The 14,489-nt window shown below is 60.3% G+C and carries 12 protein-coding genes; 4 read left to right on the top strand and 8 right to left on the bottom strand.

Annotated features, from left to right (window positions below; translation table 11 throughout):
- Positions 1–9: 9 nt before the first annotated feature.
- The 5 genes from J2W40_RS05145 to J2W40_RS05165 all read right to left on the bottom strand — a co-directional run bounded on the left by J2W40_RS05145 (position 10) and on the right by J2W40_RS05165 (position 5,915).
- On the bottom strand, positions 10–1,020 hold the full coding sequence (locus tag J2W40_RS05145) for an alpha-ketoacid dehydrogenase subunit beta (protein ID WP_310222349.1): 1,011 nt from the start codon (positions 1,018–1,020) through the stop codon (positions 10–12).
- A gap of 19 nt (positions 1,021–1,039) precedes the next feature.
- Complete coding sequence (locus J2W40_RS05150; protein WP_310222351.1) at positions 1,040–2,014, bottom strand: thiamine pyrophosphate-dependent dehydrogenase E1 component subunit alpha; 975 nt, start codon at positions 2,012–2,014, stop codon at positions 1,040–1,042.
- 26 nt (positions 2,015–2,040) lie between these two features.
- The gene (locus J2W40_RS05155; protein ID WP_310222353.1) at positions 2,041–3,405 is read right to left on the bottom strand and encodes an aromatic ring-hydroxylating oxygenase subunit alpha; all 1,365 of its coding nucleotides are present in this window, start codon (positions 3,403–3,405) and stop codon (positions 2,041–2,043) included.
- Positions 3,405–4,217, bottom strand: a complete 813-nt coding sequence (locus J2W40_RS05160) for an SDR family NAD(P)-dependent oxidoreductase (protein WP_310222355.1) — start codon at positions 4,215–4,217, stop codon at positions 3,405–3,407. Before J2W40_RS05160 ends, J2W40_RS05155 begins: the two co-directional genes overlap by 1 nt.
- Before the next feature lie 63 nt (positions 4,218–4,280).
- The gene (locus J2W40_RS05165; RefSeq protein WP_310222357.1) at positions 4,281–5,915 is read right to left on the bottom strand and encodes a class I adenylate-forming enzyme family protein; all 1,635 of its coding nucleotides are present in this window, start codon (positions 5,913–5,915) and stop codon (positions 4,281–4,283) included.
- Between the two features lie 255 nt (positions 5,916–6,170).
- Between J2W40_RS05165 and J2W40_RS05170 the strand changes: the two genes are divergently transcribed.
- From J2W40_RS05170 to J2W40_RS05180, 3 genes are all read left to right on the top strand, one after another.
- On the top strand, positions 6,171–6,848 hold the full coding sequence (locus J2W40_RS05170; protein ID WP_310222359.1) for a TetR/AcrR family transcriptional regulator: 678 nt from the start codon (positions 6,171–6,173) through the stop codon (positions 6,846–6,848).
- 98 nt (positions 6,849–6,946) lie between these two features.
- Positions 6,947–7,873 (top strand): SDR family oxidoreductase, encoded by a 927-nt coding sequence (locus J2W40_RS05175; protein WP_310222361.1) that lies wholly within the window; start codon positions 6,947–6,949, stop codon positions 7,871–7,873.
- A gap of 52 nt (positions 7,874–7,925) precedes the next feature.
- Positions 7,926–8,684 carry an SDR family oxidoreductase gene (locus tag J2W40_RS05180; RefSeq protein ID WP_310222363.1) on the top strand — a complete coding sequence of 253 codons (759 nt, stop codon included), beginning with the start codon at positions 7,926–7,928 and terminating at the stop codon, positions 8,682–8,684.
- Positions 8,685–8,726: 42 nt separating this feature from the next.
- On the opposite strand, the gene J2W40_RS05185 is transcribed toward J2W40_RS05180, so the two are convergent.
- Together J2W40_RS05185 and J2W40_RS05190 are read right to left on the bottom strand one after the other, a co-directional pair.
- Positions 8,727–10,076, bottom strand: a complete 1,350-nt coding sequence (locus J2W40_RS05185) for an aromatic ring-hydroxylating oxygenase subunit alpha (RefSeq protein ID WP_310222365.1) — start codon at positions 10,074–10,076, stop codon at positions 8,727–8,729.
- A complete protein-coding gene (locus tag J2W40_RS05190; protein ID WP_310222606.1) occupies positions 10,073–11,425 on the bottom strand; it encodes an aromatic ring-hydroxylating oxygenase subunit alpha in 1,353 nt (450 codons plus the stop codon). The genes J2W40_RS05185 and J2W40_RS05190 overlap by 4 nt, the downstream gene beginning before the upstream one ends.
- 163 nt (positions 11,426–11,588) lie before the next feature.
- On the opposite strand from J2W40_RS05190, the gene J2W40_RS05195 reads away from it, so the two are divergent.
- Positions 11,589–12,122 (top strand): VOC family protein, encoded by a 534-nt coding sequence (locus J2W40_RS05195; protein WP_310222367.1) that lies wholly within the window; start codon positions 11,589–11,591, stop codon positions 12,120–12,122.
- Here J2W40_RS05195 and J2W40_RS05200 read toward each other — a convergent pair.
- Positions 12,119–14,461: a membrane-bound PQQ-dependent dehydrogenase, glucose/quinate/shikimate family gene (locus tag J2W40_RS05200; RefSeq protein ID WP_310222368.1), complete on the bottom strand. Its 2,343-nt coding sequence runs from the start codon at positions 14,459–14,461 to the stop codon at positions 12,119–12,121. The two genes, J2W40_RS05195 and J2W40_RS05200, sit on opposite strands and share 4 nt — an antisense overlap.
- Positions 14,462–14,489 lie beyond the last annotated feature (28 nt).

Here is a 14,489-nt window from a genome sequence, read left to right on the forward strand (position 1 = left end):
CGCCTCCCTCTAGCGAAATGCGAGGGTACGGCGCACCGCATCCTCGATCTTCTGCGGCGAAGGCACCCAAGCGCGTTCGAGCGAACGGGCAAAGGGCAAAGGGCTGTGCGGGCCAGTCACCATCGCCGGGGGTGCCTTGAGGCTGGTGAAGGCACGTTCAGTGACCATGGCGGCAATGTCAGCCGCTAGGCTGCACCGCGGCGGGCTTTCATCCACGACCACCAAGCGGCCGGTCTGTTCGACCGATTCCAGAATCGCATCCTCGTCGAGCGGACTGGTGGTGCGCAGATCGAGCAAATCCATGCCGATGCCATCGGCGGCCAGCTTGTCCGCCGCTTTTTCCGAGAAGCTCACCATCCGCCCGCAGGCGACAATCGTGACATCGCCGCCTTCGCGCACCATGCGCGCCTCACCGAAGCGCTGGCGATGCTCGCCATCGGGCACTTCTCCCTTCACACCGTAGAGCGTCTTGTGTTCGAAGAACATGACCGGATCGTCCCCGCGCAACGCCTCCGTCAACAGGCCCTTGGCATCGGCCGGCGTGGTCGGGAGTACGACCTTGAGGCCCGGCATCGCGGTCAGCATGGCATAAACCGACTGGCTATGTTGCGCGGCCGTCTGCATCCCGGCGCCGTAAACGAGGCGAACCACCGCTGGACAGCGCGCCTTGCCACCGAACATATAGCGGAATTTAGCCATCTGATTCCATATCTGGTCGAGGCTGACGCCCACGAAATCAGCGAACATCAATTCCGCCACGGGCCGCTTGCCCGATAATGCTGCTCCTGCCGCCGCGCCAATGATCGCGCTTTCGCTGATCGGCGTGTCGATCACCCGATCCGGGCCGAATTTGGCCCAGAGGCCGGGGCTGGTGCCCCAGATGCCGCCAATAGCTTCGGGACCGCCAGCAGTACCGTTGCCGCCTACGACATCTTCCCCCAACAGGATGATATCGGAATCGCGCTCCATTTCCGCGTGCAGCGTTGCGACGATCGCCTCGCGGATGTTCATGATGGCCATGCGCCTCTTTCCCTTCCGTTCAGCAATATTCAGCGTAAACATCGTCGGCGACATGCGCCGGGTCCGGTTCCGCATCGGCCCGTGCTTCGGTCACCGCCACGTCGATCAGCGCGATTACCTCAGCGTCGATCGCGTCCATCTCCGCGTCGCTCAGCCATTGTTCGGCGCGCACGCGATCGCGAAAAGCCGTCAGGCAATCGCGTTCAGCGCGGATACGATCGAGTTCGCCCTTACCGCGATAGCGCTGAGGATCGCCTTCGAAATGGCCGAAATAGCGTTCGGTATCGAGTTCGATGGCAGCCGGACCATGACCTGCGCGCACATAGTCCAGCAGGTCGGCGAAGTTTTCATAGGTCGAGAAAAAGTCGCAGCCATCGGCTCGCCAGGCGCGCATGCCAAATCCCTCGGCACGGCTGGCGATATCCTTGGCCGTACCCACCGCATAGGCGTCGCCGGTATGTTCGGAATAATGGTTGTTTTCGAACACGAAGATGGCGGGTGCCTTGGTGACGACGGCCAGATTCATCGCTTCGAACGTCGTACCCTGATTGCAGGCTCCGTCACCTGAAAAGGCAATGCCCACCCGCCCCTTGCGATCAATCTTCGCAGCGAGCGCCGCGCCCACCGCCTGCGGCGCGCCGCCCCCGACTATGCCGTTGGCACCCAACATGCCGACCGCAAGATCGGCAATATGCATGGACCCCGCCCGCCCCTTGCAAAGGCCACCGACGCGCCCGTAAATTTCCTTCATCATGCCCTTCACGTCGCAACCCTTGGCGATGCAATGGCCATGGCCGCGATGGGTGGAGACAATTTTATCCTCGATGGTCAATTGCTCGCAAATGCCGACGGCTACCGCTTCCTGCCCGGCATAGAGATGGGTGAAACCGCCAATCTCGCCAGTCTTGATCTCATCATGCAGTCGTTCCTCGAAGACGCGGATGGTCTTCATGGTCCGGTAGGCCCGTAACAACTGATCGCTGGTGAACGGCATCGTCTGGTTTCCCTGTAAAGCCGGTGTCACAGGTCGCCCTGCTGTTTGCCGTGGGGGTAGATGTAATCGTCCAATACTTTGTGGAAATGGCGGATGCGCAGCTCCTGGTCGCCGATCCACAGGCCCGGATAAAAGTCCGACTGCATTCCCGTCTGCACAGTCGGCAGGTTGAAGGCGTCCTGGTCCAGCACCTGCCCGATCGTCTTGTCGCCGTGGCAAAAATGTTGGTGACGCGCGCGTTCGGGCCACGGCTCCCCATCCGGCACCAACTCGAACATCCAGATGTCATAATACATCTTGTTGGGATCGGTGGCGTGGGGGCGCTGGCGAAACAGCATGATGTCGTCGGCATGCACATTCACCGACACATTGGGAAAGATCGTATAATGATAATCGTCGGTCAGTTGCTCATCATTCAGTTCCGAATAATCCTTGCCCTGGGCCGCGCCATGCTGGCGCTTGAAGAGCTGGACATCGCGGCGGATATCGGACACCCGGCCATCATAGTCGGCCGGGTCCATGCCGGCATTGACCATGATTTCATGAATGGCAGGCGGAATCTGGCTGGGCAGCGCGACGCGCGGGCTGATCGCGGCGAAGGGGATCAGATAGCGATTATGCCGTTCGTAGCAGTCGATCTGCACATTGACATCGTCCAGATACCATTTGAGCTGGGGGTGGATGCCCTGCACATGATAGGTTTCGCTGAAAGCATCGACCGACGTTTTCCAGTTGCAGTCCCATTCAACCGTTATGTCCCGCGTCCAGGCCATGCGTTCGGGGTGATAGGGTTCGAGATGCTGGCGCAACGGATGGATGAAGTCGTCGAACGGCTCGACAGCGGGGTTGAGCGAGAACCACAGGAAACTGTTCCATTCGACGCAAGGCAACGGCGTCAGCGCCATGCCGGTCGGGCCGCCCTGATGAAATGTGCATAGGTCCGGGACATGCTCCAGCCGCCCGTCCAGGCCATAGGACCAGTGATGATACATGCAGCGAAACTGTTCGGCATTGCCGCGCCCTTCCGGACGCAACCGATTGCCGCGGTGCAGGCAGAGATTGGGGAAGGCCCGGATCGACCCGTCCGCCTGTCGCACGATCAGCACGGATTCCTTGCCAATGTCGGTGCAGATATAATCGCCAGCATTGGGGATGTCATCGGCGCGGCCGCCCAAAAGCCAGACCTTGGTCCAGATCCTGTCCCATTCGAGCTTCATGAATTCGGGAGAGAAATAGCGTGCCGCAGGGATGATGTCGGTGCCAAGCTCCGGGTCCGGTGCCTTTTCGACCGGCGTACCATTGCCGACCGTGTCCGGATCGACCCGATAGACATCGACGACGCGCTTTACGTCCATCGCCGCCCGGTCCCAACCCATGACATGTGGTTTCATCAGAACTGCGTCCTGTTGGTGAAGCCGCCATCGACGACCAGATGGGACCCGTTGCACCAGCTCGCCGCGTCGCTGGCGAGAAAGGCGATGGCCTTGGCAACCTCGTCGGGACGACCGAGCCGCCCCATCGGATGCTGGCGTAGCTGGGACTGATAGAATTTTTCCATCGTCCCCTTTATCATGTCCCAATTGCCGCCTTCGAACTCGATCGGACCGGGCGATACGACATTGACGCGAATGCCGTTCTTGCCATGCCAGAGCGCGAGTTGCTTGCCCCAGGTGACAAGACTGGCCTTCATCGCGTTATAGGGCTGTGGCCCGCCCATCGCCTCTGCGACTGATGTGGTGCCGATCAAGACGATCGATCCGCGCTGCTGCTGCGTCATCGTTTCGATCACGGCTTCGACCGCGCGAACGGGGCCCATCACATCGGTTTCAAAGGCGTTATACCAATATTTTTCGCTCCCCATGCCACCGCCTGCGGACGTGAAGGGGACGAGAATGTCGACACCGTCCAGTTCAGCGACAGCCCAGTCGATCCAGGCCTTATAATCTTCGGCCTGCTTGGCGTTGATCGGCTTGCCAATGATCCGCGTTCCATAGCGCGAGAGGCTGGCGATGGCGTCCTTCACGCTGTCCTCGCTGCGCGCAGTGAGAGCGATGTCGCATCCCTCGCGGGCCAGAACCTCGGCCACGGCATAGCCGATACCGCGCGCCGCACCGATCAGAATGGCTTTCCTGCCCGCCAGTCCCAGGTCCATATGATGATCCTCTTCCTTATGTCGGCTGTCGTTGCCTGCGCCTTTATCCATCTATCCTGGACGGTTTATCAGAGGCAAGAAAAAAGCAGTCGTGTCTGTCTTTTTTCTTGCCTGCTAGGCCGTCTGCAAATCAACGATCAAGGCGTCACGAAGCCGGAATTTCTGGATTTTCGATGTCGACATCGGCCATTCCGTCACGAAGCGAATGTGACGGGGCAGCTTGAAACTGGCAATTCTGCCGCGGCAATGGTCGATCAGTTCCTGCGGTGTCGCCTCAGTACCTTCCGCCAGTTCGATGAAGGCGGCCGGTATCTCGCAATAGCGGTCGTCCGGGATGCCCACGACCTGCGCCAGTTTGACCGCAGGGTGCGTCTGAAGCATCGCCTCTATCTCGGCCGCGGCAACATTCTCGCCGCCCACCTTGAGCATGTCCTTGGTGCGGCCATGGAACATGAGATTACCGTCGGCATCAATGGAGCCGATATCGCCGGTGTAGAACCAGCCGTCGCATATGGCCTCCGCGGTCTTTTCTGGCGCGTTATAATAGCCGATGAGGATATTGGGCCCGCCAAGGACGATTTCACCCTGCTGCGACGGGCCGCAGTCCACGCCGGTTTCCGGATCGACAATCCGCACCTGCCACTCCTCCAGCGGCACGCCACATCGTCCGGTGCGGACCTCATAGCTGTCCGACAAGCGGCTGGTGGACACGGTTCCCGCCGCCTCCGTCAGGCCATAGGTGCCGACCTGGATCGTATGCGGCATCGCTTCTGCCACGGCCAGCTTGATCCATTCGGGCTGAACCGCGAAATTGGAGTTCATCACGCGCAAGCGCGACAGGTCGGTTTGTGCAAAGGAGGGATGCGTGATGAGATCCTGCATGATGGTGACGAAGCTGGGATAGGCGACCGTCGCGCCTTCTCGTCCCAGCATCTGCAGCCCAACGCCCGGATCGAAGCGGGGGATCGTCATGTAGACGCCGCCCAGGTCCAGGATCATCGTCATCGGCAGGATACCCGCAATATGGAAGATGGGAAGCGGGGACCAGACCTTGTCATCCTGCGTACATTCATAACGGCGACCCAGGTTACGGCTGTTGGCGACCTGCGCCCGATTGCTGATCATCGCGCCCTTGGGATTGGCGGTCGTGCCGGACGTGTAGAGGATCATCGCAATATCGGCGGGCAATACAGCGGCGATACGGGCAGCTATCTCCCCGTCCGCAACCTGCGCGCCCGCAGCCATGGCATCGGCGGCGCGCAGCAGATAGGATGCGCAATGATCGTCAAGGCAGATGACGCTGCGCAAACGCGGTGATTCTGGCAAGGAAAGCCGCCAGGGATCAGCCGCCTGACGCAGCGAGGGCAGCGCTGTATCCAGCCGGGCGCTGAAGTCCAGACCGTCGGCGACCTTGCCGATCGTGATGACCGTAACAAGGTCGGCATTAGCCACCACATAGCCGAGTTCGCCGGCCTGATAGCGCGCGTTGATCGGCACGGCGACGGCGCCAGCCATGGCGATGCCATAGAAAGCGGTGATAAATTCAACGCATGTTGGTAGCAGGATGCCGACATGGTCTCCTGGCTGAACGCCCATCGCAACCAAGGCCTTGGCCCAATCGGTTGCCTGGCGATCAAGCTCGCTATAGGTCAGGCGGGTGTCAGGAAAGACGATCGCTTCCCTGTCGGCATAGCGTGCTGCCGATGCCCTGATCATGGCACCCATCGTCAGGATCGGTCCGTCTCCCATGCGTCGCTCTCCTCAATCTCCAGGGGTGCCTGTGCCGGACGGCACGCCCCCTTGTTTCGCGTGAGATTATCAACGACTGCGCAAAATACAATCAGTCATGTATGTTTTTATTATTTCTGCTTTTCTTTGCCTTCTGCCTGGTAGCCGCACCCTGGGCCATATTGTCATTGATCCGACATGCTTGCGTCGCCCGCCGTCATGGGCGTAAGCGAATCAGATCATAATATAGAGCAGCACAGTAACCAGGCGATTCAGATGGCCCTTTCCCGCACCCGCACAACCGCATCGACAAAGCCCGCCGCGACAAGAAGCAATGGCGGGACGCTGCAGGCGGCCAAGGCTGCGCAGACGCGTAGCCGGTTACTCGAAGCGACGGTGCGATGTATTGTAAAGCATGGCTATGCCAATACGACGACCCCCCGTGTCGCCAAGGAAGCTGGCCTCTCTCGCGGCGCGATGATGCATCATTTTGAAAATGGTGCCGCGCTGATCAAGGCGACGATCATCGAACTGCATGAAAAGCGCCTGCGCGCATTCAGACGGGCGGCCGAGCGGCCTGAAGAACATGATGTCGACACGCTGGTCGAAACCTATTGGGCGCAAGTACAGAAGCCCGCCTTCATTGCCTTTCATGAACTGGCGGTAGCAGCACGTACCGACAAGGAACTCGCCGACATTCTTTTGCCATTGCAGGAGGAGTTTCGCGATCGCTTCAACGCACAGGCGCACGCCCTATTCCCCGAATGGGGCGATTCGCCGACCCAGTTCGACCTGGCAATGAGCCTATCGCAAACCATCATGGAGGGGATGGCGATCGCAGTTCAGACCGGCGCGATGGATCGCGAAAAAGTCCCGATGATGCTGGCCCATCTTGAAAACCAGATACGTGCGATCATGCCTGCTACCGCACGGGCGACGGCGGGCAAATCATAAAACAATCTTGTTTGTCTTTTTGGTCTCGCAGCGCTACCCTTGCGTTAGGTTCGGGATCAACAGCGGCGGTTGCCGCCCGTGCCGCGATTCGCAAGGACATGGATTTGGACGCCTCAAAAATCTTCACCCCCCGGATATTCCGTCCCGAAGATGACGGAACCGACCGCCCGGCACGCGGGCTGGACGAGGATGCGCTGCAGGCGCAATCAACCATCTATCGCGATGACCTGCTGGCCGGACAGAGTATCCTGATTACAGGCGCAGGCAGCGGCATGGGCAAAGCGGCGGCCTATCTGGCGGCGAGACTTGGCGCGCAGGTGACGATCTGCGGGCGCGACCCGGAAAAATTGCAGGCGACGGTCGATTTCATTCGCACGGCGACGGATCGCGACGTGCTGGCCGTCCCCACAAATATCCGCGATGCCGATGCCGTGGAGGCGCTGATCACGCGGGTTCATGACCATTTCGGCAGCCTGGACACCATCGTCAACAATGCCGGCGGGCAGTTCCCCCAGGATGCCATTGATTTTTCGCGCAAAGGCTGGCTGGCGGTTATCGACACCAATCTCAACGGCACCTGGTGGATGATGCAGGAAGCCGCCAAGCGCTGGCGCGCCGACGGGAAGCCGGGGAACATCATCAATATCGTTGCCAATGTCGAGCGGGGCATGCCGCAGGCCGCCCATACCTGTGCCGCCCGTGCCGGTGTCATCTACTTGTCCAAAACGCTGGCGACGGAGTGGGCGCAGTGGAATATCCGTGTCAACTGCATCGGCCCCGGCGTCATTGAGACAGAAGGGTTCCGTATGTATCCCGAAGAGGCGCTGGCGCGGTTTCACAAGGCGAACCCCATGAAAATGCGCGGCAATGCGTGGGATGTCGCGGAGGCGATCGCTTATCTGTCGTCCCCCGCCGCGCGCTTCATCAACGGCGATCTGCTCGTCATCGACGGCGGGCAGGCGCAATGGGGCGTCATCTGGCCAGCGGGGATGCCGGACTATTTCCGGGATGACGGCGCAGCCTGAGCCTGACGCGCCGACACAGGCGCGTCATTGACTGAAGATGCAGGAGAACAGAATGGACCGGGTAAAGGACAAGGTCGCACTGGTGACTGGCGGTGGATCAGGGCTGGGCGCCGCCGATTGCGAAGCGCTGGCGCGCGAAGGTGCCAGGGTCGTCGTAACCGATGTCAAACTGGAGACGGCGCAGGCCGTTGCCGACCGGATTGGCAACGGTGCGGTCGCCATGACGCTCGACGTTGCCGATGAAGCGCAATGGATTGCCGTCATGGCGGAAATCGAACAGCGGATGGGGCGGCTGGACATATTGGTCAACAATGCCGGTGTGGTCCTGAGCGCGGACGTTGAAAATACCACGCTCGAACAGTTTCGCTGGGTCAACGCGATCATGACCGATGGCGTGTTCCTGGGCTGCAAATATGCTATTCCCCTGATGAACAAAGGCGATGGCGGATCAATCATCAACATGAGTTCGACGGGTGCGCTGCTTGGCTATCCCATTTTCTTTGCCTATTCGGCCGCGAAAGGCGCGGTCCGTTCGATGACCAAGTCGATCGCGGTGATGTGCCAGGAAAAGGGGTATAAGATCCGTTGTAATTCCGTCCATCCCGGCGCGATCGAGACGCCGATGGTGCAGACAGCGGAGGGGCGCGTCGATCAGCCCAAGGACATACCCGACGGTATATTGCCGCCCGGAACGCCGGGGCATCCCAAGGATGTGGGCGCGCTTATAGTATTCCTCGCCTCCGATGAATCGCGCTTCATCACGGGCGCCGAGTTGGTGATCGACAATGGGGTCACCATCCGCCCCTTCTGATGCCCGATAGGAGCAGGGGCGGAAAGGCCCCTGCCCGCCCCGTCATTTTCGTTCGAGCCAGCGGTCGAGTTCGGCATGGAAGTGGCGCAGTCGCGCCTCCTGTTCGCCCCATAAAGGCCCTTTGAAGCCACGCGATCGCGCCCCGGCCTGAACGATGGGGAGCAGGTCCGAATCCTGGTCGAGTACTTCCCCCATGCCGGGCGGTTCACCAAGGCCGGTGTGCACGATCTCCGGCCGGGTCGCCCCGGTCACGTCGACGTCAGCGCCAAGACCCATCCAGCCGGGCGCGCCATAGCCGGGCGCATCGACATGGCGGTAGAGGATCGTGGTTTCATAGGTGAACTGTTCAGGATCCGTCGCGTGCGGCTTGAAACGGTGAAGAAATACCGCCTCAGGATGGCAGCCGATCTGGGCGTTGGGGAAAATGCCAAAAATCGTGCTGTCGGTGAGCTGGGCATCTGAAAAATGTGAATAATCTAGACCAATGCGCGCGGCCCGCTCCCGCTTTGCATCTGCTACGGCAGCGCGACTATCCTGCGCGCTGCCCTCAAATTCCTCAGGATCAATGCCTGCATCTTTCAGCAGCGCGGCTATGCCCGGATTGATGCCGGTCTGATCAGCGAAATGAGAATTGGGCTGGGCCATGGGTACGAATTGACGCGACAGGCCGCCGGGAAACAGGTCGATATGCGTCCGATCGTCGATGACCCCCATCGTCTGCGGATGGATGGCATGAAGATGATAGCTTTCGTAAAAAGCATCAATGCCGCCCTTCCAGTTGGCGGCCCAATCTGACCGGCGATGCTGGACCACATGCATCCGGTCTATGCGATAGGTTTCCAGCATTGGCAGCACCGGCGCCAGATAATCAGCAAGCGGCGGGGCATCATCGCTCATGCAGATGAATATGAGGCCAACGGCTTCCTCGGCCCGTACGGAGCTGAGATCCGTGCCGTGGCAAAGCACTTCAGGCTGGAAGGTTTCGGCATCGGTCACATGCTGATTATGACCGTCAATGCCGAACCGCCAGCTATGAAACGGGCAGGTAAAGCTGTCCTGGCTGCCCATGTCTCCGCTGACAAGCTGACTGCCGCGATGCGGGCAGACATTATAGTGGGCCGCGACCGAGCCATCCTCCTGCCGCACGACGATAAAACTTTCCGGGCCGATGTCGAACTTCACCCAGTCGCCCGGTTCCGGCACATCGCTTGCCGGGGCGGCGAGCAGCCAGCTACGGGTGAAAACCCGGTCCCATTCCCGCTCGAAAAAGGCGCGCGCGGTATAGCGCGACGGGTCGGGCCGTTCAGTGCCATTATCAATCGGCGGCGCAGCTTGGTCGAACGGATGTTCGGACCCTTTATGGACAGCCCATCCGCGCGGATCATAATTCATGGCCGCTTTCCCATCCGACGATCAAGTTCAGCATGAAAATGACGCAGGCGCCCTTCCTGTTCGCTCCATAATGGCCCCTTGAACCCGCGCGATCTTGCCCCGGCCTGGACGATGGGCAAAAGTTCCGAATCCTGATCCAGCACTTCGCCAAGACAAGGCGGCTCGCCCAGCTTCGTGTGGATAATGTCTGGCCGGGTCGCGCCGCTCAGATCCACATCCTCGCCAAGTCCCATCCATGCTGGCGCGCCATAGCCGGGCGCATCGACATGCCGATATAATATGCAGGTGTCATAAGTGAACTGATTGGGATCAGTGGCATGGGGCACGAAGCGATGCAGGAAGATCGCTTCGGGATGGCAGCCGATCTGAACGTTGGGAAAGAGCGAATAGACAACGGAGTCACTCAACTGGCTGTCGCTGAACCGTTCATAGCCAAGACCGAGCTGGTCGGAGCGGCGGCGCTTGGCCTGCTGCACGGCATGTCGCGTTTCCGCTGCGGTTCCATTGAAGGTCGCTGGATCAATACCGGCGTCGCGCAGCATCATCTGAATACCGGGGTTGACTGTTTCCTGATCGGCATAACGCGCCGCCGGCTGCGCGAACGGAACGAACTGGCGCGAGAGGCCTCCGGACCACAGGTCGATCTGGGTGCGGTCATCCATGAGGCACTGGGTCTGCGGATGAACGGCATGGAGATGGTAGATTTCGGCAAAAGCGTCGACGCCGCCTTTCCAGTTGGAACCCCAGTCCGACCGTCGATGCTGAACGACATACATTTGGTCAATCTGATACAGCTCAAGCTGGGGCAAGATGGGCGCGAGCCAATCATGGAGCGGTTCAATCTCGCTATCCATGGAAAGGAAGATGAGGCCCACCGCCTCTTCGCAACGCACCGATGTCAGGTCATGCTTATGGCATAACACTTCCGGGCGGAACGTCTCCTCATCGGTGACGGCGATATTATGGCCTTCCAGGTCAAACTTCCACGAATGGAACGGACAGGTAAAGCGGTCGAGCGAGCCAAATTGGCTAGTCACCAGACGACTTCCCCGATGCGGGCAGACATTATAATGCGCGTGGATAGCCCCATCGTCGCCGCGCACGATGATGAAATTTTCCGGCCCAATCTCGAATGTGAAGAAGTCGCCGGGTTCGGGAATGTCCGATGCAGGCCCCGCCAACAGCCAGCTTCGCGCAAACACCTTATCCCATTCTTCCGCCATGAACGCGGGATCATGATAGCGCGCCGGGTCCGGCCGATCCGTGCCATTATCAATCGGCTTTACGCGATCGTTAAATGGATGGGGCTTGCCGACGTGGATGTTCCAGTCATCGAAATCGAGCTTCATCATGGCCATGCCTCTCCTCAACACCCCCTGGTCGGCTCGTGACGGCCGAATCCACATTAGGGGTGGACAATTTTAACAAAACAATCATGACTGTTTTTATTGGAAGTGCAAGAGGCGGCTTGTCAAACAAGGCGAATTGACGGCGCAAGGAGAGAGGATTGCCATGAGCCGATTTTATGGTCGCACGTTCCAGATCGCCTATGTCGTTCCCGATATCAATGTCGCGATAGAGTATTGGACGAAGAGGATGGGCGTCGGACCCTTTTTCGAATTTCCCCTGCCGCTGCCCTTGGAATCGCTGAGCGTCGATGGCGAAGCCGTCGCATTGGACCATCCTCTCTTCAGCGGCGTTGCCGTCAGTTATAGCGGCGACACGATGATCGAATTGATCCAGCCCGGTAGCGCGCCCTCAACCTACAGCGAATTTCTGGAAAGCGGCCGGAGCGGCGTCCATCATCTGGGCACATGGGTCGATGATTATGATGCCGCGATCGCGCATGCGCAGCATGCCGATGTGCCCATTGTGCTGGAGGGGAGCCTTCCCCTGTCGCGCTTTGCTTATCTGGATACCCGAATGGATGGCGACGGGCCGCTCATTGAACTGATCGCGCCGCTGCCGCCGATGATCGAGATGTTCGACATGATCCGCGCGGCAGCAGCGGCATGGGATGGCCAAGCGCCCCGTCGCGCGCTTTAGGGTTTGGGCAAGGCAAAAGCGACGAGATGATCGCCCGGCGTCGTGCCCATATAGGCGTGACCGCCAGCGGCTATGACGACATATTGGCGCCCGGTCTTGCGTGACACATAGCTGATCGGCGTTGCCTGACCGCCCGCAGGCAGACGGCCACTCCATAATAGTTTTCCGCTCGCCGTATCAAAGGCACGCAGTCGATTGTCCATCGCCGCCCCTATGAAGGTCAGGCGGCTCGCTGTATTGACCGATCCGCCGAGATTGAAGGAACCCGGCACGGCAATAGCAAGCGGAGCAGAATCGGCCGTCGTTCCTAAGGTCCTCTGCCAGGCAAGACGTCCAGTGGTGAGGTCCACGGCGGCGAGCTTCCCCCATGGCGGCGCTTCACAGGGAATGCCAAGCGGCGAGAGCATGGGCAGCAGGCTGACACCATAGTCCGTACCCGTCTGGGGCAGATAGCCCGGTGCGTGCGAGTCCTTTGCCTGCGCCGGGCGATCGCCGGCCGTGCCATGGCGAAACAGGCGCACTTCCTGTGGAATGGCCGAGGCATTGACGATCATCAATCGACGGTTCGGGTCAATGCTGACACTGCCCCAATTCAAGATGCCGAACGTCCCAGGCCATTGCAGCGCGCCACGCTCCGATGGTGGCGTGTAGAGGCCCTTATAATCCAGCGAGCGGAAACGGATGCGGCACCAGAGCTGATCGAGCGGCGTAGCACCCCACATGTCTGTCTCGGTCAGATCGGGCGGCGTGAAGCTGGCAAACCCCTTAACGCGCGGCTGGCTGGCAGCATAGGGTTCGCCCGCTATGGTGCCGCGCGGCACCGTCTGTTCGACCACCGGCGTCAAAGACCGCCCGGTCGCGCGGTCAAGGATGTAGATGTCGCCCTGTTTCGTCGGTGCAGCCAACGCCGCTATGGTCCGGCCATTTACGATATGATCGAACAGGACCGGCTGGGCGGGCACGTCATAATCCCACAGATCGTGGCGCACCGTCTGGAAATGCCAGCGTACCCGGCCGGTGCGCACGTCAAGCGCGACGATCGAACTGGCATAACGTTCCAGCATCGGCGATCGATGCGTGCCGACATGATCGGGGGTCGCATTGCCGGTTGGCAGATATACGAGACCGAGTGCCGGGTCGGCGCTGAACACGCTCCAGGCGTTGACGGACCCGCGTGTCCATTGCTCGCCGGGGGCCGACATGGGCGCATCGTCCGGACGCCCGCTGTCCCAGGCCCATAGCAAGGCCCCTGTCCTGACATCGAACGCCCGCACCACGCCGGAAGGATCATCCTTGCTGTAATTGTCCCGGACATAGGAACCAAGAATAGCAACGTCGCCGACAATGGCTGGCGGGGAGGATGTGTAGGAGCGCAGCGGGTCGGTGCTGCCCAGCCCCTCGTTCAAATTGACCGTCCCGTCCCGGCCGAAATCCACACAAGGGCGGCCGGTCGCCGCATCGCTCGCAAGCAATCGGCCATCCACGGTCATGCTGATGATGCGCTTTGCACAAAGGCCTACGGTGGCACGGTCTTCATGGTAGGAGACGCCACGGCAGTTGAGCATCTGGGCATTGCCGATCACGGTTTGGGGGTCGCGCATCCACAATTGCTGGCCGCTGTCGGCATCCAGCGCGAATATCTTTCCTGTCGGCGAACAGAAATAGACGCGATCATCCACCATGAGTGGCGTTGCCATGAAGCTGATGCTGTTGATCTCCGGGCGTTTCGCGCGGGTGTCGCCGGTTTCGAAAGACCATGCCGGTTCCAGTCGCGCGACATTGGCGGGGGTAATTTGCGCCGCGCCGGAATGGCGCAGGCCGCCTGCCGTGCCGCCATAATTGCGCCAGTCGGTCGCCATGCGGTCAGCCTGAGCAGCAACGCCGCCGGCATTGGCATTGGCATTAGCGGCCACAGGTCTGACATCAAAGGTCGGAACGAGGGCAAAACTGACGGCAAGCAACAGAAACGATACCCCGGCGGTGACGGTACAGGCGTAGCGCGTCACGCCGTCGGCCGTTGGCGTAAGCCAGCTACGCACAGGCGGCAGGGCAAGGAATAATCCAATGACGGTTGGTCCCGCCAGTCGTGGGAGCAATTGCCAGAACTGCCCACCCACTTCCCATATCGACCATAGCAGTGTGCAACCAAGCATCGCGCCATAGAGCCACAGGCCCCGCCTGTCGCCGCGCACCATAAGGATAGCCGCCGCCGCGCAGGCAAGGCCCGCGAGCAGATAATAAGCGGAGCCACCCAACATAATCAGATAGCCCCCACCCGCCAGCAGGGTGACGCCAATCAAGAAAATGATGGTGCCGATAATCCAGCGTGGCCAAGGCATGGATCGTTTGGGTGTTGTGCCCGCTTTC

This window comes from Sphingobium xenophagum (genome assembly GCF_031457465.1).
Lineage (GTDB): Bacteria > Pseudomonadota > Alphaproteobacteria > Sphingomonadales > Sphingomonadaceae > Sphingobium > Sphingobium xenophagum_A.

Bases quoted from the DNA above. Each gene is read 5' to 3' on its own strand.
- J2W40_RS05145 (WP_310222349.1), bottom strand. From the start codon at position 1,020: ATGGCCATCATGAACATCCGCGAGGCGATCGTCGCAACGCTGCACGCG.
- J2W40_RS05150 (WP_310222351.1), bottom strand. From the start codon at position 2,014: ATGCCGTTCACCAGCGATCAGTTGTTACGGGCCTACCGGACCATGAAG.
- J2W40_RS05155 (WP_310222353.1), bottom strand. From the start codon at position 3,405: ATGAAACCACATGTCATGGGTTGGGACCGGGCGGCGATGGACGTAAAG.
- J2W40_RS05160 (WP_310222355.1), bottom strand. From the start codon at position 4,217: ATGGATAAAGGCGCAGGCAACGACAGCCGACATAAGGAAGAGGATCAT.
- J2W40_RS05165 (WP_310222357.1), bottom strand. From the start codon at position 5,915: ATGGGAGACGGACCGATCCTGACGATGGGTGCCATGATCAGGGCATCG.
- J2W40_RS05170 (WP_310222359.1), top strand. From the start codon at position 6,171: ATGGCCCTTTCCCGCACCCGCACAACCGCATCGACAAAGCCCGCCGCG.
- J2W40_RS05175 (WP_310222361.1), top strand. From the start codon at position 6,947: ATGGATTTGGACGCCTCAAAAATCTTCACCCCCCGGATATTCCGTCCC.
- J2W40_RS05180 (WP_310222363.1), top strand. From the start codon at position 7,926: ATGGACCGGGTAAAGGACAAGGTCGCACTGGTGACTGGCGGTGGATCA.
- J2W40_RS05185 (WP_310222365.1), bottom strand. From the start codon at position 10,076: ATGAATTATGATCCGCGCGGATGGGCTGTCCATAAAGGGTCCGAACAT.
- J2W40_RS05190 (WP_310222606.1), bottom strand. From the start codon at position 11,425: ATGAAGCTCGATTTCGATGACTGGAACATCCACGTCGGCAAGCCCCAT.
- J2W40_RS05195 (WP_310222367.1), top strand. From the start codon at position 11,589: ATGAGCCGATTTTATGGTCGCACGTTCCAGATCGCCTATGTCGTTCCC.
- J2W40_RS05200 (WP_310222368.1), bottom strand. From the start codon at position 14,461: ATGCCTTGGCCACGCTGGATTATCGGCACCATCATTTTCTTGATTGGC.